Origin of the sequence: Rhodococcus sp. KRD197 (assembly GCF_017168235.1) — a bacterium.
Classification (GTDB): Bacteria; Actinomycetota; Actinomycetes; order Mycobacteriales; family Mycobacteriaceae; genus Rhodococcoides.
Genome location: NZ_JABFAO010000013.1, coordinates 1 through 26,160, shown reverse-complemented (window position 1 = coordinate 26,160; position 26,160 = coordinate 1). Strand labels below are relative to the sequence as shown.

At 64.2% G+C, this 26,160-nt stretch carries 3 protein-coding genes; all 3 read left to right on the top strand.

The window, feature by feature from the left end:
• Nucleotides 1-35 precede the first annotated feature (35 nt).
• A complete protein-coding gene (locus tag J1M86_RS20090) occupies nt 36-21,260 on the top strand; it encodes a non-ribosomal peptide synthase/polyketide synthase (protein WP_206511175.1) in 21,225 nt (7,074 codons plus the stop codon).
• A gap of 228 nt (nt 21,261-21,488) precedes the next feature.
• Entirely contained in the window at nt 21,489-22,430 is a 942-nt protein-coding gene (locus J1M86_RS20085; protein ID WP_241260415.1) for an alpha/beta hydrolase family protein, read from the top strand.
• Nucleotides 22,431-22,603: 173 nt separating this feature from the next.
• Nucleotides 22,604-26,160, top strand: a 3,557-nt coding sequence (locus tag J1M86_RS20080) for a non-ribosomal peptide synthetase (RefSeq protein ID WP_206511174.1), incomplete at its 3' end; no start/stop codon positions are given.

Genomic DNA, 26,160 nt, shown 5'->3' with positions numbered 1-26,160 from the left:
CGGGTTCCCGCTGGGGGACGTGGGTCGGTGTCGGTGTGGGCAGGGATAATCGACGTGCGTGGGCAATGCAGGGTGAGCGGGAGGAAGAGTTGATGGTGTCTGGTGGATCCGGTTCGCATTCGACGGCGATCGACGATCTACCGGGACTGGTGGCCCGCGTTGCTCGGGCCGATGCGGATCGAACCGCACTCGATCTGGCCGGTACCACCGTCTCGTACGGGGATCTTCATCGAGAGTTGACCGATCTCGACACCGCGATGGGCGGTGTCCTGGGCGCCGGCGCGCTGGTGCCGCTCGCCCTCTCCTCCCTTGTGCCCGGAGCGGTCGAGTCGACCGCCGGTGGACTCGACTCCATCGTCGAACGTGTCCTCGCCGACGCGCGCGACGTGCTGGGCGAGTCGGCCAAAAAGGCCGCAGCACCTGTGGCCAACGTACTGCCTGCCCGGTTCCGTGCACAGGTCGAACGCACCCCCGACGCCACCGCTCTCGTATTCGAGGACACCACTCTCACCTACGCCGAGTTCGATGCGCGCGTCAACCAGCTCGCGCGCAAGCTCGTCGAACTCGGAGTGGGCCCGGATGCCCGCGTGGGTCTGTCCATCTCACGGTCGATCGAGCTGCTCGTGGCGATGTACGCGGTGCTCGAAGCAGGCGGCGCCTACGTACCCGTCGACCCGGCTCACCCGGCCGACCGCATCGCGTACGTTCTCGATCTCGCCGAGCCACTCCTCGTGCTCACGACATCGACGGAGAACACCGCCGTGCCGTCGGGCATCAGGACGCTCTTCGTCGACACCGAGGACGTGAGCCACCTTTCGTCCGCGCCGATGGCGGGGGACGAACGAGCGCAGTTGCGGCCCGAGAACACCGCGTACGTCATCTTCACCTCCGGCTCCACCGGACGTCCCAAAGGCGTCGCTGTCTCGCACGAAGCGATCGTCGCGAACCTCGACTGGCGCCAGCGCGACTACCCGCTGACCGCCCCGGACGTCGTTCTGCAGAAGACGCCGTTCACGTTCGACGTGTCGGTGTGGGAGTTCTTCTGGCCGCTGCAGAGCGGCGCGAGCCTGGTGATCGCTGCACCCGACGGCCACCGGGACCCCGCGTACATCGCCGAGATCATGGCCTCGTATTCGGTGACGACCGCGCACTTCGTCCCGTCGATGCTGTCGGTGTTCCTCGGGCAGTTCGACACGGCTGACGAAGTACCGTCCATGTCGAGTCTGCGGCAGGTGTTCGCGTCCGGCGAGGCGCTTCCGGCCTCGACCACCACGCGCTTTCACGCCCTCTTCGACGCCGAGTTGCATAATCTCTACGGTCCGACAGAAGCCGCAGTGGACGTCACCTACCACCGCACCGACGGCTCGGATACGGTCTCCGTTCCGATCGGTGTCGCGGTACCCCGCACCGGGTTGCACGTGCTCGACGAGGGCCTGCACCGCACACCGCCCGGCGTCGCCGGGGAGCTGTATCTCTCCGGCATCCAACTGGCTCGGGGGTACATCGCTCGCCCCGATCTCACCGCGGACCGGTTCGTCGCAGACGTCGACGGGGCGCCGGGGGAGCGGATGTACCGCACCGGCGACCTGGTTCGGTGGAACAGTGCGGGAGCGTTGGAATATCTGGGCCGCACCGATTTTCAGGTCAAACTCCGAGGCCTTCGTATAGAGCTGGGCGAGATCGAGGCTGCACTTCTGGCGCAGGAGACGGTGCAGCAGGCCGTCGTTCTCGTGCTCTCGGATGAATCCGGAACAGGCGTGGACGACCGGCTCGTGGCGTACGTCGTCACCACCGGTGATGCCGACTCCGAAGTGCTTGCCGCGGGAATTCGAGATCGTCTGCCCGACTACATGGTTCCCGCAGTATTCGTCCCACTGGATGAATTCCCGTTGAACGCGAGCGGCAAGCTGGACCGCAAGGCGCTGCCGAAACCGGCCGCTGCTGACCTCACAGCCGAGTACCGCGCACCCGAGACGGACGTCGAGCGGGCCGTGGTGGCGGTGTTCGAGGACATTCTCGGTGCCGACCGAATCGGAGTGGACGACGACTTCTTCGTTCTCGGTGGCAACTCGCTGAGCGCAACCCGCGCCATCGCACGCGTCAACGCCGACCTGAAAGTCAAGGTCGAGGTGCGGGGATTCTTCGACGCCTCGACGGCAGCGGGTCTGGCCGGCCTCGTCGAAGAAGCTCGATCGTCCGGGGCATCGGTTCGCGAGCCGCTCACCCGCCAGAAACGACCCGACGTCGTCCCGCTGTCCATGTCGCAGCAGCGGATGTGGTTCCTCAACAGGCTCGACCCGGAGTCCGCGGTGAACAACATTCCCGTAGCGATCCGGCTCTCGGGCCTGCTCGACATCGATGCGCTGCGCGCCGCCGTCGACGATGTCGTCGAGCGTCACGAGGTGTTGCGGACGCTCTACCCACAGTCCGATGGAGTCGGCCACCAGGTCATCCTCGAGGTCGACGAGACTGCGCCTGCTCTGGTGACCGAGTCGGTCGACGAGAACGATCTGTACTCGCGCGTCTTCGACATCGTGACCCAGGGATTCGACGTCACCGAAGAGGTTCCAGTGCGGCTTCGGCTGCTCGAATTGTCGGGAACGGAGCACGTGCTCGTCGTCGTGGCGCACCACATCGCGGCCGATGGATACTCGATGGTTCCGCTCACGCGGGACGTCATGACCGCCTACGCCGCGCGCAGCGAAGGTACCGCTCCGGGCTGGGCACCGCTCGAAGTGCAGTACGCGGACTTCTCGCTGTGGCAGCGTGCCGTACTCGGGGCAGAGGACGATCCGGATTCGTTGATCTCCGCTCAGGAGCGATTCTGGAAACTAACTCTGTCCGAGCTGCCGGACCAACTCGACATTCCGTCGGACCGTCGTCGACCGGCCGTCGCGTCCGGGCGCGGAGCGACCACCAGGGCCGTCGTCGCGCCCTCGATTCGCCGACGCGTGGAGGACGTCGCGGCACGTCACCGCGCGACCCCGTTCATGGTGGTTCACGCGGCTCTGTCGGCACTGCTTGCACGTGTGTCCGGCACCAACGACATCCCCATCGGCACCCCCGTCGCCGGCCGCGGTGAGCAGGTGCTCGACGAACTCGTCGGCATGTTCGTCAACACTCTCGTGCTGCGCACGAGAGTGACTGCGGCCGAACCGTTCTCCGGACTCCTCGACTCTGTGCGAAAGATCGATCTCGACGCGTTCGGTAATGCCGATGTGCCCTTCGAACGGCTCGTGGAAGTGCTCGACCCCGCCCGGTCCCAGGCTCGCCACCCGCTCTTCCAGGTGTTGCTCGTATTCCAGAACCTCGGCGACACCTCGCTCGAGCTTCCCGGACTCACCGTCTCCGGTGTCGAGTTCGACACGGCCGTGGCCAAGATGGATTTGCAGGTCACTGTCTCCGAGCGCGACCACGACCAAGAGGGCAGCGAGTCCGGACCGGGATGGGCGCTGGACTTCACCTACGCCACCGACCTGTTCGACAAGGCCACGGTCGACACCTTGGCGGCGCGCCTGATATCGGTTCTGGACGCCGTGAGCGCGGATCCGTCGATCGCAGTCGGTGACATCGAGCTCATCGACGCGAGCGAACGTGCCCTCGTGGTCGAGACGTGGAACGCGACAGGCCACGACGTCACCGATCGGACACTGCTCGACGCGTTCCATCGCACGGCCTCGGCCACCCCGGACGCAGTGGCGCTGTCCTTCGAAGGCGAGCATCTTTCCTACCGTGAATTCGCCTCGCGCACAGCTCGACTCGCTCGGTTCCTGGTCGATCGCGGTGTCGGCCCGGACGTGCTCGTCGCAGTGGCGATGCGTCGATCGATCGACATGGTGCTCGCGCTGTATGCGGTTGTCGAGGCAGGCGGCGGGTACGTGCCGATGGACCCCGACCAGCCGTCCGAGCGAAACCGATACATCCTCGACACCGCCGCAGCCGCGGTGGTGCTGACCACCTCGAAGGATCGCATCGACGCAGCGCTGGGCGAGGTAGTCGCCGTCGACGAGCTCGATCTGTCCGCGTACTCGGACTCCCCGGTGGTCGATGCCGAACGCCGCGTCCCACTGCGGCCGGAGCATCTCGCTTACGTGGTGTTCACCTCCGGCTCGACCGGTCGGCCCAAAGGTGTGGCCGTGCCGCACAGTGCGGTCGTCAACCAGGTTTCCTGGATCGTCTCCGAGTACGGGCTCAACCCCGAGGATGTCGTACTTCAGAAGACACCTTTCACGTTCGACGTTTCGGTCTGGGAGATCTTCGGGGCGCCGGCGGCAGGTGCTCGTATGGTGATCGCCCGCCCGGACGGGCACCGCGACGCGTCGTACCTCGCCGAAGTGGTCGAAGCCGAACGGGTGAGCGCCACATCGTTCGTACCGTCCATGGTTCCGGTGTTCTCCTCGGAGATCTCCGCACGCGACTCCTCGACGCTGCGGTTGATCCAATTGGCGGGCGAGGCCTTGCCGACATCCACTGTTGCCGCGCTGGCCCGGGCGACCGAGGCGCGCATAGACAACCTCTACGGACCGACCGAGTTCACCGTGCACGCCACCAGTCGGACCGTCGCAGGCATGAGCGGTATCGAGCTTTCCGATACGACGGCCCCGATGGGTGCGCCCGTGTGGAATACCGCTGCCTACGTGCTCGACGACCGTCTCGGTCCGGTCCCCGTCGAGGTCGCAGGTGAGTTGTACCTGTCCGGGGTGCAAATCGCCCGCGGATATCACGGCCGCGCAGCGCTGACTGCCGAACGCTTCGTCGCCAATCCGTTCGGTGACGGACGCCTCTACCGCACCGGAGACCTCGTGCGCTGGAATGCTTCCGGCGAGCTCGAGTACATCGGACGCACCGACTTCCAGGTCAAACTGCGCGGACTGCGCATCGAACTCGGCGAAATCGAGTCGGTCGCCCGCGCCGATGCTTCCGTCGCAGACGCTGTGGCCGCAGTGAAGGACGAGCGGCTCGTTCTCTATGTGGTCCCGAAGCAGACCGATTCGGCAGCGTCGACCTCGCAGGTCGACATCGACGTGCTGCGCCGGGCAATGGCAGGCGAGCTGCCGTCCTACATGGTGCCCACGGCATTCGTGGTGCTCGATGCGTTGCCGACCAATGCGGCAGGCAAACTGGACCGTACGGCGCTACCCGAACCCGAAGTGCAGGCGCGCGCATTCCGGGCTCCGTCGACACCGGTGGAGGAGATCGTCGCCGGCGTGTTCGGTGAAGTGTTGGGCGTCGAACGTGTCGGTGCCGATGACGACTTCTTCGCGCTCGGCGGCAACTCGCTGATCGCGACCCAGGTCAGTTCGCGGCTGGGAGCAGCTCTCGACACCACCGTGCCCGTTCGCCTGTTGTTCGAGGTCTCCACCGTGGCCGCGTTGGCCGTGCGGATCGAATCCGAGGTCGGGAAGGGTGCCCGCGTACCGTTGGCGGCGCGAACCCGCCCAGACCGCATCCCTCTGTCGATGGCTCAGCAACGGATGTGGTTTCTGAACAGGCTCGAGCCGGAGTCCGCGGTCAACAACATTCCCGTCGCAATTCGGTTGTCCGGATTGCTGGATCGCCATGCCCTGCACGTCGCGGTCGCGGACCTGTTGTCCCGGCACGAATCACTGCGCACGGTGTACCCGGAAGCCAACGGAGTGGGATACCAGGAAATAGTTCCCACCAGAGCGGTCATCCCCGACCTGGCACCGATTCCCGTCGAGGAGCATCGACTCGCCGCGTCGATAGAAGAGATGGTGCTCACCGGGTTCGACGTCACCGAGCGAGTTCCGTTCCGCGCCAGCCTGTACGAGGTGTCCTCGACCGAGCACGTCCTGGTGTTCGTGATCCACCACATCGCAGCCGACGGTTTCTCGCTCGGGCCGCTGACGCGCGATGTGGTGCGTGCCTACACCGCTCGCGCCGCCGGTCTCGACCTCACCTGGGAACCCCTGCCCGTGCACTACGCGGACTACACGCTGTGGCAGCGCGAGATCCTCGGCTCGGAGGACGATCCGAACTCGATCATCAGTGCTCAGAAGTCGTATTGGCAGCGCACACTGGACGGCCTGCCGGATCAGCTCGATCTTCCGTTCGACCGCGCGCGACCGGCGGTGGCGAGCAATCGAGGTCGGACTCATCGGTTCACGATCGAGGCCGAACTGCGATCGGCCGTGGAACAGGTCGCGGCAGAACATCGTTCGACGCCCTTCATGGTGGTCCACGCTGCGGTTGCGGTCCTCCTGGCGCGGCTGTCCGGAACCGACGACATCGCGGTCGGCGCGCCGATCGCGGGCCGCGGCGAAGCTGCCCTGGACGATCTCATCGGCATGTTCGTCAACACGCTGGTCCTGCGGACACGCGTCGATGCCCCTGCGCGCTTCGACGAACTCCTCGACCGGGTCCGCGAAAACGATCTGGCAGCGTTCGCGAATGCGGATATCCCTTTCGAGCGCGTTGTCGAGATTCTGGACCCGGCCCGGTCGACTGCACGCCATCCGCTGTTCCAGGTCGCGTTGTTCTTTCAGAACCTGGGGACCTCGCAACTCGAGCTACCGAACCTGTCCGTCTCCGCAGTGGATTTCGACGCAGGCATCGCGAAGTTCGACCTGCAGATCGCCGTGTCGGAAACCCAGGACGGCAATGGGTGGTCCGTCGAATTCACTTATGCAACAGACCTGTTCGATGCATCCGGTATCGAACGGATCGAGGACAGGCTGCTGCGCGTGCTCGCGGCCGTCACGCAGGATCCGTCGGCGACTGTCGGCGACATCGATCTGCTGACCGAGGAGGAACACGAGCACCTCGTCCGGCGTTGGAACGAGACCGATCACGAACTGGCACCGGCGCTTCTACTCGACCGATTCGACACGATGGTGGACGAGGGCCCCAGTGAGACCGCCGTCGTCTACGGCGACCGTTCGCTGACCTACGGCGAGTTCGCGCACCGTGTCGACGAGCTGGCTCGGGTGCTCGTCGGTGCAGGTGCAGGCCCCGACACACTGGTGGCGCTGGCGATCAGGCGCTCCGTCGATCTGCTCGTCGGGATGTACGCGGTGCTCCGATCGGGTGCAGGATTCGTTCCCATCGACCCGGACCACCCGATCGAGCGCATCGGATACATACTCGACGCCGCCGATCCCATCTGCGTCCTCACCAGGTCCGAGGACGATTTCACGCCGCCGCGCGCGACCGCAGTGATCGATGTACACGACGTGCCTCGAGCAGGCGCCGATTCCGATTCGGCGGGGTCGGTTCGGGCAGAGTCAGGCACCGGTCCGTCACCGGATTCGATCGCGTACGTCATCTTCACCTCGGGTTCGACAGGTAAGCCCAAGGGGGTCGCGGTCAGCCACCGAGCGATCGTCAACCAGATGGAATGGATGCAGTCCGAGTACGACCTCCGACCAGATGATGTCTACCTGCAGAAGACCGCAACCACGTTCGACGTGTCGCTGTGGGGATTCTTCCTGCCGCTGCGCGTCGGTGCCACGCTCGTCCTGGCCACCCCGGACGGACACCGAGATCCTGGATATCTCGCCGAGGTCATCGCGAAGCAATCGGTCACCGTCACCGATTTCGTCCCGACGATGCTCTCGGTGTTCGCCGGTGCCGTCACAGCCGCGTCCATCGCGACGCTCCGTCAGATCTTCGTCATCGGCGAAGCCCTTCCGGGGGAAGCTGTCCGCGAGTTCGCGCGAGTGTCCGACGCGCGAGTGCACAACCTGTACGGCCCGACCGAAGCCGCCGTGTCGATCACCTACGCCGACGTCACCGACACCGCGGTGGGCTCCGCTGTCACCATCGGACGACCGGAATGGAACTCCGCGGTCTACGTTCTGGACTCCCGTCTCGCACCGGTACCGGCCGGCGTTCCCGGCGAGCTGTATCTGGCGGGTGTCCAACTCGCTCGTGGCTACCACGGACGGGTGGACCTGACGGCCGATCGCTTCGTCGCAAATCCGTTCTTCGTCGGAATATCCTCCGCCACAGGAACATCCTCCGCCACAGGAACATCGGTGAGCAGCCGTATGTATCGCACAGGCGACCTCGTCACGATGCGTCCCGACGGCCGACTGGACTACATCGGACGAACCGACTTCCAGGTCAAGTTCCGCGGTCAGCGGATCGAGCTCGGCGAGATCGAAGCGGCCTTGGCCGCGCAGCCCACCGTCGGATTGTCCGCAGTGTCGATCGTGACAACCGATGCCGGGGATCAGCTCGTCGGTTACGTCGTACCGTCTGCCTCCTCTGTGATCGATGGTTCCTCGGTGATCGATGTCGACGAGCTGCGGGCTGCGCTCGGTAAAACATTGCCGCGCTATATGATTCCCGCTGCCATAGTCACGCTGTCGGAGTTCCCGCTCAACACATCCGGCAAGCTCGACCGCAAGGCGCTTCCCGCCCCCGAGTTCGCCACTACCGAATTCAGGGCACCGTCGACCCCGATCGAAGAGATCGTCGCCGCAGTCTTCGCCGAGGTGCTCGGCACCCCGCGAGTGGGCCTGGACGACGACTTCTTTGCGCTCGGTGGAAACTCCCTCGTCGCAACCCAATTGGTGTCGCGGCTCGGCGCTGCCCTCAACTCGCGGGTCGCGGTGCGTGAATTGTTCGAGGCGTCCACCGTCGAAGGACTGGCCGCACGGGTCGAATCCAACACCGGCGGACGCGTCGAGCTCACCGCGATGCCCCGACCAGAACGTATCCCTCTGTCGCTGGCGCAGCAGCGTATGTGGTTCCTCAACCGGCTCGAGCCCGAGTCTGCGGTCAACAACATTCCCGCCGCTGTGCGACTGACCGGGTCGCTCGATGAAGCGGCACTGACAGCAGCGATCGAGGACGTCGTGGCGCGCCACGAAATTCTGCGGACCGTGTATCCCGAATCGGCGGGAACCGGTATCCAGGTCATCCTGCCGGCGTCCGCGAGCCGAACGGACTTCGCCGTCGAGAACATCGACGAGGCCGAGGTGTTCGATCGGGTGGTATCGCTGGTGACCGAAGGATTCGACGTCACCAGGTCGACGCCGGTGCGAATTCGGCTGCTACGCCTCAGTGCTACCGAGCACGTGCTGGTCGTCGTCGCCTTCCATATCGCCGCGGACGGTTTCTCGATGATCCCGTTGATGCGCGACCTCATCACCGCATACATCGCACGCGCGGTGGGCGAAGCTCCCGGTTGGGCGCCACTCGATGTGCAGTACGCCGACTACACGTTGTGGCAGCGACAGGTACTCGGGTCACCCGAGGACCCGAAGTCTCTGGTGAGTGTGCAGGAGAGATACTGGCGCGGAGCGCTCGTCGACCTGCCGGATCAGCTCGCGCTGCCTACCGACAGGCCTCGCCCGGCGACTGCATCGGGTCGCGGTGCGTCACACACCTTCGTGCTCGACGAAACCATCACCTCCGGAATCGATTCACTTGCTACCGACACGGGCACCACCGCGTTCATGGTGGTGCATGCGGCGTTGGCGGTGTTGTTGTCGCGGGTGTCGGGTAGTGCGGATGTTGCGGTGGGTACGCCGGTGGCGGGTCGTGGTGAGGCTGTTCTCGATGATGTGATCGGGATGTTCGTCAATACGTTGGTGTTGCGGACGTCGGTGGTGGGGTCGGCGCGTTTCGTCGATGTGTTGTCTGGTGTGCGTGAGGTGGATCTGTCGGCGTTCGCGCATGCCGATGTGCCGTTCGAACGCGTCGTGGAAGTCATCGACCCGCCACGCACGCAGGGGGTCCATCCCCTCGTGCAGGTTCTGCTCACTTTCCAGAACTTCGCGGCCACCTCGTTCGACTTGCCAGGATTGACTGCCTCTTCCGTGGACTTCGACTCTGCGGTGGCGAAGATGGATCTCCAGGTCACTGTCACCGAACCGCACGAGCAGCCTGACGGCACTCGCGCTAGAACAGTCGAGATCGTCTATGCCACCGATCTGTTCGATGCGGAGACGGTGGCGCGTTTGGGTGGTGGGTTGGTTGCTGTGTTGGGTGCGGTGACGTCGGATTCGTTTGTGGTGGTTGGTGATATTGATGTGTCGGGTCCGGGGGAGCGGGCGTTGGTGGCGGGGGTCAATGATACTGGTTTCGAGGTTGATGGTTCGGCGACGTTGGTGTCGTTGTTTGCTGCGCAGGTGGCGGTGTCGCCGGATGCGGTGGCGGTGGAGTTTCGTGCCCCGGGTTCTGCTGTCGAGGTGGTGGTGGCGGGTGTGTTCGGTGAGTTGTTGGGGGTCGACGGTGTGGGTGTCGATGATGATTTCTTCGAGTTGGGCGGCAACTCCCTCATCGCCACACAGGTGGTGTCAAGGGTGGGCGCGGCCCAGAACATGCGGGTACCGGTGCGCCTACTGTTCGATTTCCCCACCGTGGAAGGCTTTGCCGCGCAGGTCGCTACCCTTGTATCGCAGGGTGGTTCGCATGTTGCCCTTTCGCGATGGGAGCGGCCCGACCCGATCCCGTTGTCGTTCGCGCAGCAACGGATGTGGTTCCTCAACCGCCTCGACCCGAATTCCGCGGTGTACAACGTTCCGATGGCAGTGCGGTTGACCGGCGAACTCGACATCGCCGCGCTCGACAAGGCAGTACACGACGTGATCTCTCGACACGAATCGCTACGGACGAGATACCCCGTCGTTGCAGGAAACCCGGTTCAGGAGATCCTGCCGGTCGGCAGCGTCAGGCTGGATCTCTCACCCCAGAGCGTGCTGGAATCCGATCTGATGGGCCAGATCTCGGGAGTGATCTGCGGCGGGTTCGACGTGCAGGAGGAAGTCCCAGTGCGCGGTGCCCTGTTCGCGGTTGCCGCCGACGAACATGTTCTCGTCGTGGTAGTCCATCACATCTCTGGTGACGGATCCTCGATCGCACCGATGGCTCGCGACGTCATGAGTGCGTACGCCGCGCGATCTCGCGGCGAAGAACCCGGCTGGGCAGCGCTCCCGGTCCACTACGCGGACTTCACGCTGTGGCAACGCGAGTACCTGGGCAGTCTCGATGACCCCGGTTCCCTCGCGCGCACACAGTTCGCATACTGGGAGCGCGTACTCGACGCTCTCCCAGAGCAGCTCGTTCTGCCGTTCGATCGGCCCCGCCCCGCTGTAGCCGCGTCCGCCGGTGCGACTACGACCTTCGAGGTCGATGCTGCAGAGCACATCGAACTGGATCGGCTCGCACGGGAGAGCGGCGCAACCAGGTTCATGGTTGTGCACGCCGCAGTGGCGACAATGCTGGCCCGTTGGTCGGCGACCTCGGACATCGCCGTCGGAACGCCCGTAGCGGGACGCGGCGACAGGCAACTCGACGATGTGATCGGAATGTTCGTCAACACAGTGGTTCTCCGCACGCCCGTCGACTCCGGCGCGACGTTCAGGGAGCTGCTGGGTACGGTGCGTTCGCGTGATGTCGATGCGTTCGGTCATACCGATCTGCCGTTCGAATGGCTGGTAGAGGAACTGGCTCCGGTTCGTTCGACGTCGCATTCGCCGCTCTTCCAGGTCTTGCTCGTGTTCCAGAACTTCGCTCGCGAGGATTTCCGGCTCGACGGTCTCACTGCGACGAATGTCCCTGCCGACACCGAAACGGCCAAGTACGACCTGCAGTTCGGGTTCGTCGAGAAGTTCGACGAGACGGGAGCGCTCGACGGGATAACCGTGTCGATCACTTACGCCACATCGTTGTTCGACGAGAGCACAGCCGAGGCGGCCGGCCGTCGGCTGAGCAAAGTACTGCAGACCGTCGCACACTGTCCCGATATCGAGATCGGTGAGATCGACCTCCTGGGACCTGACGAGGCGGCCCGGCTCGAGGCATGGAACGCGACCGCACACCCGGTGGATTCGGCAGCCAACCTCGTGTCGATGTTCGATCGACAGGTCGCGCGTACACCGGACGCGATCGCGGTCGTCGACGAGGCTCGATCGTTGACCTATCGAGAATTCGATGCCCTGGTCAATTGCACGGCACGAGCACTCGTGTCGATGGGACTGCGGCCGGAAACTACAGCGGCGGTAGCGATGAACCGATCCATCGACATGGTGGTCGCGATCTACGCCGTGGTCAAGACCGGTGCGGCATACGTGCCGGTGGATCCGGAGCAACCGGAAGACCGAATCCGTCGCCTCCTCGAGGTGGCCGACCCCGTGATCGTGTTGACGCGCGGAACGGACGAGTTCGCACTGTCGGCATCTCCGTGCAAAACGGTACGTCTCGAGGACATCGACCTGCGGATGTGGTCCGACCAGCCGGTCACCGACGCAGACCGGAGCGCACCGCTGAGAGCGGGCAATGTGGCGTACCTTGTCTTCACATCGGGATCGACGGGCACGCCGAAGGCAATAGCTCTGACCCACTCTGCGACGGCCAACCAATTGGTCTGGGCTCAGATGCGCTATCCGCTGCACGAAGACGACGCCGTCCTGCACAAGACGCCCATCACATTCGACATTTCGGTGTGGGAATTGTTCTGGACTCTGCAGACGGGTGCGCGGTTGGTTGTCGCGGAACCGGGTGGACATCGAGACCCGCACTATCTCTCGGCGGCCATCGACCGTTTCGGGATCACCACTGTTCATTTCGTTCCGTCGATGTTGAACGCGCATGCTCTCGCCTCGGGCGGGTTGGGCGAGACCGTACGCCGGGTGTTCGTCGCCGGTGAGGCGCTCACTCCTGCTGTCGCGGAACGTTTTCACCACCGAAACACCGCAGAGCTACACAATTGGTACGGTCCTGCCGAGGTCGAGGTGGTGACGGCAACTGCCGTGCCGCCGGGCTCCGGTGTCATCTCGCTCGGGAAGCCCGTCTGGAATACCGTCGCGAGAGTTCTCGACGGCCGTTTGAAGCAGGTGCCGGTCGGTGTTCTCGGTGAGCTCTACATTTCGGGTGCGCAGCTTTCTCGGGGCTATCACAATCGCGCTGTACCGACGGCCGAGCGCTACGTCGCTGACCCATTCGTCCCGGGTGCGCGGATGTACCGGACGGGCGATGTGGTCAATTGGACGACCGGCGGTGAGTTGCTCTATCGAGGGCGAAGCGACTTCCAGATCAAACTGCGTGGGCAGCGCGTCGAACCCGGTGAGATCGAATCGGTGCTCGGTGGCCACCCCGACGTTCAGGCAGCTGCAGTTGTGCTGCATCACGACGATGTCCTGGGTGATCGTCTCGTGGCCTATATCGGATCGGCCTTGGCGATTGCTCCCGCCGAGCTGAAAAGTTATGCGGCGTCCAAGCTTCCGTCCTACATGGTGCCCTCGGAAGTCACGATTCTCGCGACCCTGCCAACCGGCCCTACAGGAAAACTGGATCGCCGGGCTCTCCCCGAGCCGAAGTTCACCGCCGCCGAGTTCCGTTCACCGTCGACACCCATGCAGCGGACCGTCGCGGAGATCTTCGGTGACATCCTCGGAGTCGACTCGATCGGACTCGACGACGACTTCTTCGCCCTCGGCGGCAACTCGCTGGTGGCAACCCAGGCTGTAGCCCGAATAGCGGAGGCGGCGAGACGCCGAGTCCCGCTGCGCCTGCTGTTCGAGGCGCCGACGGTAGGGGAATTCGCCGACCGGATCACCTCCCTCACCGGCGACGATCGGCCACCGCTCGTGGCGGGCGCGCGACCGGCACGCATTCCGCTCTCACTCGCTCAGCAGCGAACATGGTTGGCCGGGCACCTGCAGCCCGAGTCGAGCGCACGCAACGTCCCCTTGGCAGTCCGCCTGACGGGACCGCTGAACCCGGTTGCGCTGCGCGCCGCAGTTGCAGACCTCCTGCAACGACACGAGCCGCTGCGTACCGTCTACCCAGAGGTGGACGGTGTCGGCTATCAGGACATCCGCCCGGTGGCAGAGGTGGATCTCGATATGACTCCGGTACCGACGACGGAACCGGAGCTCGAGTCCACCATCGAGAACTTCGTTACGCGGGGCTTCGATATCACCGCAGAAGTACCTGTACGGGCATTGCTGCTGACGCTCGCAGCAGAAGAACACGTGCTGGTCTTCGTCGCCCATCACGTGTCGGTCGACGGCTTCTCGATGCGACCGTTGACAACCGACCTGATGATCTCGTACGAGGCCAGGTGTGCGGGCCGTGCTCCGAGTCTGCCTCCGTTGGCGGTGCAGTACGCCGACTACACGCTGTGGCACAGGTCGGTCGTCGGGTCCGAGGACGACCCCGCGTCACTGGCCGCCCGACAGCTCGACTACTGGCGTGAGCAACTGGCCGACATGCCAGAGCGAATCGAGCTGCCCATCGATCGCCCACGACCGGCCGAGGAGCACTACAGCGGACGCTCGGTACAGATGCTGTTGCCGTCGGAACTGCGACGGGACCTCGACGCACTCGCGCGCGCACACGGTTCGACGTTGTTCATGGTCGTGCACGCAGCAGTGGCGGTCTTGATCTCCAGGTTGTCGGGGTCGCCGGATGTCGTCATCGGCGCACCCACGGCGGGTCGCGGAGAACCTGCCCTGGACGACCTGATCGGGATGTTCGTCAACTCCCTGATGCTTCGTAGCAATGTCGACCCGACTGCGACGTTCGTAGAGCTACTCGAGGAGACACGCGAAACCGACCTGTCGGCGTTCACCCACGCTGATGTGCCGTTCGAGCGCGTGACCGAAGCCCTGGACCCACGGCGATCCTGGCTCGAGCGGCCACATCTACAGGTGGCTCTGAGCTTCCAGAATCTGGGGTGGAGTTCACTCGAACTCTCCGGTGTGCGTGTGGATCCCGTGGATTTCGAGCTTGGAGTGGCGAAATACGAACTGCACTTCACGTGCGAGGACTTCACCGACGAGTCCGGGGCCGCCGGCCTGATTCTGTCGATCACCTACGCGACCGAGCTGTTCGACGAACCCACCGTGTTCGCCATCGGTGATCGCCTTCTTCGGCTGCTCCGCGCCGTAGCGGCCGACCCGGGTGTTGTGGTGGGTGATGTGGTGTTGGTCGGTGATGTGGAGCATCGACGGTTGCTGCGATGGGGCGCTGCTCGTCGGGTTGGTGTGGGGATCGGGACTGTGTCGGAGTTGTTGGATGCACAGGTGGAGTTGCGGTCCGGGGCGGTGGCGGTGTCTTCGGGTGGGGTGGTGTTGTCGTTTGGGGAGTTCGGTGTTCGGGTTGCTCGTGTTGCGCGGTGGTTGATTTCGTGTGGTGTGGGGCCGGAGCGGTGTGTTGTGGTGTCGATGCGTCGTTCGGTGGAGATGGTGGTGTTGGTGCATGCGGTGGTGGCTGCGGGTGGGGTGGTGGTGCCGGTGGATCCGGATCAGCCGGAGGCGCGTCGGAACCATGTTGTCGGTGTCGTCGATCCGGTGTTGGTGTTGTCGGGGTTCGATGATGTTGTGGTGGGGGGTTTTTCGGGGGAGCCGGTGAGGGATGTCGATCGGCTGGGCCGGGTGCGGCCGGAGAATACTGCGTATGTGATGTTCACCTCGGGGTCGACGGGTCGGCCGAAGGGTGTGGCGGTGTCGCATGGTGCGGTGATCAATCAGGTGTTGTGGTTGGTGTCGGAGTACGGGTTGGGTGTGGGTGATGTGGTGTTGTTGAAGACTCCGTTCACTTTCGATGTGTCGGTGTGGGAGTTGTTCGGGGCGTTGGGGTGTGGCGCTCGCCTGGTGGTGGCGGAGGTTGGTGGTGAGCGGGATGCGCGGTACTTGGCGTCGGTGGTGGGGTCGGAGGGCGTGACGGCGATGTCGTTCGTGCCGTCGATGCTGTCGGTGTTCGTGGAGGAGGTGGACCGTTCGGGTGGGGATGTGTCGTCGTTGCGGGATGTGTTGGCGGCGGGTGAGGTGTTGGATCGGTCGGTTGCATCGGCTGCAGCGAGGGTGTTGTCGGGGGTGCGGTTGCATAATCTTTATGGTCCGACGGAGTGCACGGTGCACGTGACTGCTCGGTCCTTGGGTGTGGGGGATGTGGCGGGTGCGGGCGGGGTTTCGATCGGGCGGCCGGTGTGGAACAGCGAGGTGTTCGTTTTGGATGGGCGTTTGTCGTTGGTGGGTGTCGGTGTGGTGGGGGAGTTGTATGTGTCGGGTGTTCAGGTTGCGCGGGGGTATGCGGGTGGGGGGGGGTTGACGGCGGAGCGGTTTGTGGCGTGTCCGTTCGGGGTGGGTGTGCGGATGTATCGGACTGGGGATTTGGTGCGGTGGGATCGTGCGGGGGAGTTGCATTTCGTTTCTCGTGTGGATCGGCAGGTGAAGTTGCGGGGTGTGCGTGTGGAGTTGGGTGAGGTGGAGTCGGTGCTGGGTGGGTTGGGGTCGGTGTCTCGGGTGGTGGTGGAGGTTCGGGGTGGTCGTTTGGTGGCGTATGTGGTTGCTGTTGGGGGCGGTGGTGTGGATGTGGATGGGTTGAGGGTTGCGGCAGGTGAGGTGCTTGCGTCGTACATGGTGCCGTCGGTGTTTGTGGTGTTGGATGCGTTGCCGTTGACGTCCTCGGGGAAGGTGGATCGGGGTGCGTTGCCGGATCCGGTGGTGGTGGCGCGGGAGTTTCGTGCCCCGGGTTCTGCTGTCGAGGTGGTGGTGGCGGGTGTGTTCGGTGAGTTGTTGGGGGTCGACGGTGTGGGTGTCGATGATGATTTCTTCGAGTTGGGCGGCAACTCCCTCATCGCCGCTCGAGCAGTCGCGCGAATCGGCGCAGCAACGGGTAAGCAGATACCGGTCAGATCCTTGTTCGACAGATCGAGCGTCGCCGGTTTGGCCGACTGGATCGAGATGTCCGGCGCCGCCGACATCGGACCCTCGCTGACTGCGCGCAGTCGCCCTGATCCAATTCCGCTTGCCCCTGCGCAGCAACGGATGTGGTTCCTCAATCGCCTCGACCCGAACTCCGCGGTGAACAATATCCCGGTAGCACTGAAGCTCTCGGGACCTCTGAACGTCGGTGCCCTGCGAGCGGCGGTCCGCGACGTCTCGCGCAGGCACGAGTCATTGCGCACGATCTATCCGGACGTCGGCGGCGTGGGCTCCCAGCTGATTCTCGAGGTCGACCAGGCGGAACCAGAAATCGACGTGCGGGCCGTGACGGACGCTGCAGTCGAGGAGGAGGCGCTGCGCTACTTCTCTCGAGGGTTCGATGTCACGAAGGATCTGCCACTTCGCCTGGCCGTCCTCGAACTGTCCGAGACCGAGCACGTTCTGCTTCTGGTGGTCCATCACATCTCCGCGGACGGCGCGTCGGTTGCTCCGTTGACCCGCGACCTCGTCGAGGCCTATACGGCGCGAATGCGTGGGAGGGAACCGGAGTGGTCCCCACTGAGCGTGCAGTATGCCGACTACACACTGTGGCAACGCGAGATCCTCGGTGACTCCGCAAACCCGGAGTCGACAATCGCAGGGCACCAACGCTATTGGACGCAGGCGCTGGCTGGGTACTCCGGAAGGGTCCACTTGCCGACCGCGTATGCGCGCCCTACCGTCGCGTCCGGATCCGGTGCGAGCACGTCGTTCTTCGTGGACGCCGATCTGCATCGAGCCGTTGAAGCCCTCGCTGGAGCTCACCGTGCGACGCCATTCATGGTTCTGCATGCCGCGTTGGCCGTGACTCTGGCGCGGACGACAGGCGTGCTGGACGTCGCAGTCGGTACACCGGTCGCCGGTCGTGGCGACGAGGCACTGGACGGGCTGGTCGGCATGTTCGTCAGTACAGTCGTGCTCCGCACGGACCTCGATGCCGGTGCCTCGTTCGCCGATACCCTTCGCTTCGTTCGTGACGCCGACCTCGAGGCGTTCGACCACTCGGCCGTTCCGTTCGATCGTGTCGTCGAGATAGTGGACCCCGAACGGTCGCAGGCGTGGCATCCACTCGTACAGGTCATGCTCTCGTTCCAGAACCGGGGAACCGCGACGTTCGTGCTCCCCGGACTGGCGGTTTCCGTGCTCGATATGGACGCAGGCGTTGCGAAGTTCGACCTTCAGCTCACTGTGATCGACGACGAGTCGGATTCGGGGGGATACCGCTGCAAGCTCACCTACGCTACCGACCTGTTCGATCGGCATGGCATGGATGCGTTCGCAGCTCGCTTCCTCCGTGTTCTCGAGTCCGGCACCTCGGACTCCTCGGTGACGATCGGGGACATCGATATTCTCGACGCGGAGGAGCGTCGGGCACTGGCGGCATCGTCCCGCTCCGCACCGGGTGAGCTCCGATCTCGCACCTCGGACCGGCATTGTCTCGACGCATTCGAACATCGAGTTCGCACGCACCCCGAGGCGACAGCGCTGGTGTTCGACGACACGGTGTGGACCTACGCCGAGTTCGATGCCCGAGTAACCTCGATTGCGCATGCACTCGTCGCTTGTGGGGCGGGCCCCGACAGGCTCGTGGCGATAGCGTTGCCGCGCTCGCCGGAAATGGTGGTCACGGTCTACGCAACACTGCGCGCCGGCGCCGCATACGTCCCCGTCGATCCCGAGCAGCCCGATGTTCGCACCCGCCACGTCCTCGACACCGCGCGCCCCGAGGTCGTCGTCGCACGAGAGGACAGCGGAGTCCTGGACGCCGTGTCCTACGAGACCTTGACACAGCTCGCCGCGACGACCACCACCCGATTGTCGGCGACGATGCATCCCGCGAATCTCGCCTACGTGATGTTCACATCCGGATCGACCGGACGTCCCAAAGGGGTGGCCGTTTCACACGAATGCGTTGTCGATCAGATCGAGTGGATGATCGGTAACTACGGCCTCGACGAGAACGAGGTGGTGTTGCTCAAGACGCCGTTCGTCTTCGACGTCTCCGTGTGGGAACTGTTCGCTCCGCTCGCCGTCGGTGGGCGGATGGTTATGGCCGACGAGTACGGACATCACGATCCGCGATACCTCCAGTCGATGATCGCTCGGCACCGGGTGACCGCAGTGTCCTTCGTCCCCTCGATGCTGTCGATGTTCACCGGGCAGGCCGAAATCGCGTCGCTGGTCTCGCTTCGTCACGTGTTCGTAGCGGGTGAGGCCCTGTCCACTTCGGTGGCTCGGCGGGCAGCGAAAGTTCTGCCATCGAGATCCGTTCACAATCTCTATGGGCCGACCGAGTTCACCGTGCATGCGACGGCACACACTCCGGCCGACGGTTCCGAAGACGAACTGAGCGTCCCGATCGGTTTCCCGGTCCCGAATTGTTCTGCCTACGTGCTCGATTCGCGACTGAACCCGGTTCCTCGCGATGTTGTGGGCGAGCTGTACCTGGCCGGCGTGCAGCTGGCCCGCGGCTATTGCGCTCGCCCGGAGCTGACAGCCGAGAGGTTCGTGGCAAACCCATTCGGACCAGCGGGTGGACGGTTCTATCGCACTGGAGACCTCGTTCGGCGCAATGGCGCAGGAGAGTTGGTGTTCGTACGGCGGGCGGACAATCAAGTCAAACTGCGTGGGCAGCGCGTCGAACTCGGTGAGATCGAAGCCGTTCTACTCCAGCACGATGCCGTCGGGAATGCGGTGGTCGACGTGTTCGAGGATCGGCTTGTTGCCTATCTGGCTCCTGCCGATCGGACCCGCGCCGGCTCGAACTCGGACGTGCCGGAGGGCGTGAAAGAGATTCTCCGTTCGAGCCTGCCGTCGTACATGATTCCTTCGGTGTTCGTTGTTCTGCCATCGCTTCCGACGACACCCACCGGAAAGGTGGACCGCCGGTCGCTACCGATCCCGGAACCGACGCAGCAGGTATACCGTGCGCCGGTCGGGCCGGTCGAGGAAGCGGTCGCGAGGGTGTTCGCCGATGTACTGGACGCGCCTGTGGTGGGTCGCGACGACGACTTCTTCGAGCTGGGGGGAAACTCGCTCGTAGCGACCAAGGTCATCTCGCGCCTCGGCGACGCGCTGGAGGTCACGGTGCCGCTGAGAGCGTTGTTCGACGCCTCCACCGTCGAGGCGTTCGCTGCGGTGGTGGAGGATCGCACCGCTGACGGTGACCGCATCCTGCTGATCGGACGCGAGCGTCCGGACCGGATTCCACTGTCGGTCCAGCAGCAGCAGACATGGTCGCTTTCGCAGTGGATTCCGAATTCGCCGTACTACAACATGCCCGTGGTGGTGCGCTCGAGCGGTCCGATAGATATCGAAGCACTCGCCGCGGCCGTCCACGATGTCGTCCTGAGGCACGAGTCACTGCGCACCACCTACCCGACTGTCGACGATGCCCCGGTGCAGCAGATCTTGCAGCCGGGTCGATACCGGCTGGACCTCGAACCGGTCGACATCTCGGAGTCGGCTCTGATGCAACATATTTCCGAGTTCCTCGCAGTCGGGATCGATATCTCGGTCGATATTCCTCTACGAGTGCGCCTGCTGCGTGTCGGTCCGGACGAACATGTGATCGTCATGGTGCTGCATCACATAGCGTCCGACGGGGCGTCGATGGCGCCGTTCGCGCGTGACCTTGCGCGCGCGTACTCAGCGCGTGCTGCAGGTGAGGTGCCCGGATGGGGCCCACTCGCGGTGCAGTACGCAGATTTCGCGCTGTGGCAGCGGGAAACGCTCGGTGAGCTGTCGGACCCGCAATCGTTGGCCCATCGGCAGATCGAATTCTGGCGATCCACACTGGCAGGGCAACCCGACAGGTTGAACGTCCCGCTCGACCGCCCGCGACCTCAGCTCCGCACGATGGCAGGTGGTTCGATCTCCTTCGAGATCGACCGCAGCGTGCATCTGGGAATCGACGACTGCGCGCGCGCTGCCGGCGTGACGCGGTTCATGGTTGTGCACGCCGCTCTGGCGGTGCTGTTGGCACGCGCAGACGGCAACAACGATGTGGCCATCGGTACACCCACGGAGGGTCGCGGCAACGAGATGCTCGAGGACGTGATCGGAATGTTCGTCAGCAGCGTGGTTCTGAGGACCGTCGTCGACCCCCGCAGCTCCTTCGCCGAACTTCTCGCAGAGGTGCGGCGTCGAGATATCGACGCATTCGAGAACACGGGCGTACCTTTCGAATGGCTCGTGAGCGAACTATTGCCTCCGCGCCCGGTGTCCCAGGTTCCCTTCTTCCAAGTCTTGCTCGCGTTCCAGAACTACGATCGAGAAGTGGACGTCGACCTCGGCGACATGCAGATTTCTTTCATCGACACCTCCATCGAGAAGGCCAAGGTGGATCTGCATTTCACGTTCGTCGAGTCCACGGACCTGGATGGATCCTGCGCCGGGATGTCGGTTCGTCTCGCCTACGCGACCGAATTGTTCGACGAGGAGACGGTGCTAGTCCTCCGCGATGGGCTGCAACGAGTGCTGACGGCCGTTGTTCGCGATCCTGAGGTCGTGGTCGGCGAAATCGATCTGGGTACCGGCCGCGGCTCGGCGTTGTTCGGTGCAAGTAACGAGCAGTAGGGCTGCGTCGATTACTTACTGGCAGGTACGGTAACTCCGGGTGACTGGAGTCCAGCCGTCCCGGCAAACCATGGGGTACCGCAGAGAATGGTGAGAGTAGAACTTATGCGTCGAACGAAGCCACGCACGTTGTCCACCGTCGTCAGGGGGTTGGCGATCGCGTCTGTCGCAGTCGTCGTGCCGTTCACAGGTGTCACGGTGACCGCTGCCGCCGATCCCGTAGTGGACATGGCCGCTCCCCTTGCAGGCGCAACGTCGTCGAACGGTTCGAATATCACCCGGATCGAGGTCAAGAACGACCGCGAGCTCACCATGTACGTCTACTCGGCGTCCATGGACGAGGAGATCCCGCTCGACGTGCTTCGCCCGGGTGACACCAGCGTCCCGCGGCCCACCCTGTACATGCTCAACGGTGCAGGTGGCGGCGAGGACTCCGCCACGTGGCGAGCACGCACCGATGCCTACGAGTTCTTCGACGACAAGAACATCAACGTCGTCTCGCCGATCGGCGGCAAGTGGGCCTACTACACCGACTGGCGTCAGGAAGACCCGGTGCTCGGTGTGAACAAGTGGGAAACCTTCCTGACGGAAGAAATCCCACCGCTCGTCGATGCGGCCCTCGGCACCAACGGCGTCAACGCGCTCGCCGGTTTGTCCTCGTCCGGGACCTCGGTTCTCCAGCTGGCCATCTCCAAGCCCGGCCTGTACAGCGGCGTCGCCGCTTACAGTGGCTGCGCGCAGACGAGCGATCCCATCGGGCAGACATTCGTCAAGCAGGTCGTCGAGCTATACGGCGGCGGTAGCACTCTCAACATGTACGGTCCCGACGACGATCCGATGTGGGTCGAAAAGGATCCGTACGTCAACGCCGAAGGCCTACGCGGGGTGGACCTGTACATCTCCAATGGAACGGGCCTGCCGGGACCGTACGACAATCTGAATGGGCCCGATATCAACGACCGCGTCCCCACTCTGGCCAACCAGGTCATCGTCGGTGGCGTCATCGAAGCGGCGACGAACTACTGCGCGCACAACATGCAGAATCGGCTCAACGAGCTGGGCATCCCCGCGACATACAACTTTCGGCCAACCGGAACGCACTCGTGGGGTTACTGGGACGATGACCTGAAGGACTCGTGGCCTGTGCTGGCACGTTCGATGGGCATCTGACCGTCTCCAGCCGCTGCGGTAGACGAGAGTTTTCACAAATGCTCCCCTCCACCTCTGGAGGGGAGCATTTCTCGCAGTAGCCTGCGCAGTGGGGAGGATGGTTTCACATGGTTTTCGGTGACGGCACAGAACGCGCGCTGACAGTTGACGACCTACCGCGGATTGTTGCGGACGTGTCCAGATCCGAACCCGAACGGGTGGCGTTTCGAACCGGCGATCAGCTGGTCACCTACGGGCAACTCGACGCCCTGCTGCAGCAACTCGATGCGGCCATGGGCGGGGCCCTCGGACCGGAATCACTGGTCCCGCTCGTGCTCGCAGATCTGGTTCCCGAGATGCTCGGGGCGGACGGTGCCCTCGACCGGATCGTGGCGGACGTCCTGTCCGACGCCACCGACACCCTCGGGGCAGACACTCCCAGGGCAGACACTCCCAGGGCAGACACTTTCGGTGCCGACACGGCCGAGACCACACCAGCCGGGTCGCCAGAGACGCTGGTGGACGCTTTCGAAGCCAGTGTCGACCGCAACCCCGACGCCGTCGCTCTCGTCTTCGACGATCAGACGCTGACGTACGCGGAACTTGACCGACGTGCCAACCGTGTCGCCCGGTACCTCGTCGCCGCGGGCGTCGGACCCGACCGCACAGTCGCACTTGCGCTCCGACGGTCGATGAATCTCGTGGTGGGGATGTACGGCATCATCAAGGCCGGCGGTGCCTACGTCCCCTTGGATCCTGATCACCCGCGTGAGCGGTTGGCGTACATCATCGGGGTCGCCGATCCCGTACTCGTCCTCACCGACGCCGAGACCGGTGTGGCAGACGTTCTGCCCGGCACTGTTGCCGTCCGCGATATCGGTGCCATCGACGACGAGATCGACGACGCCCGACTCCGTCCGACCGAGCGGGCAACACGACTCCGCCCAGGAAACACGGCCTACGTCATCTTCACCTCGGGATCGACGGGCAAGCCGAAGGGCGTCGCGGTGAGTCACTCCGCGGTCCAGGCCAATCTCGCATGGCGGCAACGCCAATACAGCCTCGGCGACTCAGATCTCGTGCTTCAGAAGACACCGTTCACCTTCGACGTGTCGGTGTGGGAGTTCTTCTGGCCGCTCCAAGTCGGCGCGAGGCTACTCATCGCGCGACCGGACGGCCATCACGATCCCGGTTACCTCGCCTGGTCGATCAGAACTGCCGGCGTCACCGTCGTGCATTTCGTTCCCTCGATGCTTGCTGTCTTCGTCGATGCTCCCGACACTCGGGGCCTGCCGTCACTGCGGTACGTCTTCGCGTCCGGTGAGGAACTGACAGCAGCCACGACGGCTCGGTTCGCCGCCGGCTCCGACGCACAGCTGCACAACCTCTACGGACCGACCGAAGCCGCGATCGATGTGACCCATCACCGCGCCGAACTCGATGGGGCAGAGCTGGGCTCGTCGATTCCCATCGGAACCGCAGTCGACGGGACCGAACTCTACGTGCTCGGTCACGCTCTCGAACCGGTCCCGCCGAATACGGTCGGCGAGCTGTACATCGCCGGAATCCAGTTGGCCCGCGAGTACGTACGCTCACCGGCCAGGACGGCCGAGCGGTTCGTTGCCGATCCCTACGCGGTCGGAACACGCATGTATCGCACCGGAGACTTGGTCAGACGATCCGACAACGGCGACCTGACCTATCTCGGGCGTTCCGATTTCCAGGTCAAGCTGCGCGGACTGCGCATCGAGCTGGGCGAGATCGAAACACTGCTGCGTCAACAGGACTCGGTATCGCAGAGTGCTGTCATCCTCCGCGATGACAGATTGCTCGGCTATGTCGTCCCCGTGCACGGCGCGCATCTCGACACCGAAACTCTGACGTCGGAGCTTCGACGCACGCTACCGACCTACATGGTGCCGTCGGCGCTGCTTGTGCTGGAGAAGATGCCGTTGGGTCACTCGGGGAAGCTGGATCGCGGCGGCCTACCCGATCCACCGGAGGCTCGGACCGAGTTCACCCCGCCTCGGTCGGCTACCGAAATCGCTGTGGCTGCAGAGTTCGCCGACGTGCTCGGTCTCGACCGAGTCGGCCGTGCCGACGACTTCTTCGAACTCGGCGGCAATTCTCTCAATGCGACGCGACTGGTTACGCGTCTGAACGCGCGTTTCGGTGTCGAGACAGCTGTCCGTGACTTCTTCGACGCCTCGACCGTGGCGCGATGGGCCGTGGCCCTGGACGGCGCTCCGCACGGAAAGGCATCGCCGAGGCCTGCGCTCGCCGCCCGACAATGGCCCGAACGAATCCCGCTGTCGTTGGCGCAGCAGCGTATGTGGTTTCTCAATCGACTCGAACCGACGTCCTCGGTCGACAACATCACCGTCGCGGTGCGGCTTTCCGGTGCACTCGACGCCACCGCTCTGCGTTCGGCGGTCGGTGATCTCGTTGCGCGTCATGCCTCGCTACGTACCTGCTACCCGGAGGTCGACGGCGTCGGATCGCAACAGATATCGCCGGTCGACGAAACCGAAATCGACTGGCTCGCAACCGCAACTGGCGAAAGCGAGCTGATCGAGCATATCTGGGCTGTCGTGGCGGCTCCCTTCGACGTTGCAGTTGCCCCGCCCTTCCGTGTCCGCCTGTTCGAACTCGAGGCCAACGAGCATGTGCTCGTCATCGTGGTCCACCACATTGCCGCCGACGGCTTCTCGATGGTGCCGTTGACGAGGGACATCATGCTTGCGTACTCCGTGCGAGCTGCAGGGGAGTCGCCGAAATGGCCGCCGCTGCGGGTGCAGTACGCCGACTACACGTTGTGGCAGCGGGAAGTGCTCGGTGTGCCCGAGGACCCGAACTCGCTGATCAGCGTGCAGGAACAGTACTGGCGGGAAGCGCTGGCGGGCTTGCCGGACCACCTGGAGTTGCCGCTGGATCGAGCACGTCCGCCCCTGTGGTCCGGCCGTGGAGCCCGGCACTCTCTTTCGCTCGATGGCGAGTTGCACGCACGCATCACCGATCTGGCGCGCGCTCAGGGAAGCACGACCTTCATGGTGGTGCATGCGGCGTTGGCGGTGTTGTTGTCGCGGGTGTCGGGTAGTGCGGATGTTGCGGTGGGTACGCCGGTGGCGGGTCGTGGTGAGGCTGTTCTCGATGATGTGATCGGGATGTTCGTCAATACGTTGGTGTTGCGGACGTCGGTGGTGGGGTCGGCGCGTTTCGTCGATGTGTTGTCTGGTGTGCGTGAGGTGGATCTGTCGGCGTTTGCGCATGCCGATGTGCCGTTCGAACGCGTCGTGGAAGTGGTGAATCCACCCCGCGTGCAGGGTCGGCATCCGCTGTATCAGGTGATGCTGACCTTCCGGGACGTCGGCAGCGCGAATCTAGAGCTCGGTGACCTCGCCGTCGAACCCATCGACACCGGCTTTGCGACGGCAAAGATCGACCTCGACCTCGCAGTGTCCGAAGCGCGTACAGAGGACAACGATCCCGGCGGAATGGCTATCGATATCACTTATGCCACCGATCTGTTCGATGCGGAGACGGTGGCGCGGTTGGGTGGTGGGTTGGTTGCTGTGTTGGGTGCGGTGACGTCGGATTCGTTTGTGGTGGTTGGTGATATCGATGTGTCGGGTCCGGGGGAGCGGGCGTTGGTGGCGGGGGTCAATGATACTGGTTTCGAGGTTGATGGTTCGGCGACGTTGGTGTCGTTGTTTGCTGCGCAGGTGGCGGTGTCGCCGGATGCGGTGGCGGT

Bases quoted from the DNA above. Each gene is read 5' to 3' on its own strand.
- J1M86_RS20085 (WP_241260415.1), top strand. From the start codon at position 21,489: ATGGCCGCTCCCCTTGCAGGCGCAACGTCGTCGAACGGTTCGAATATC.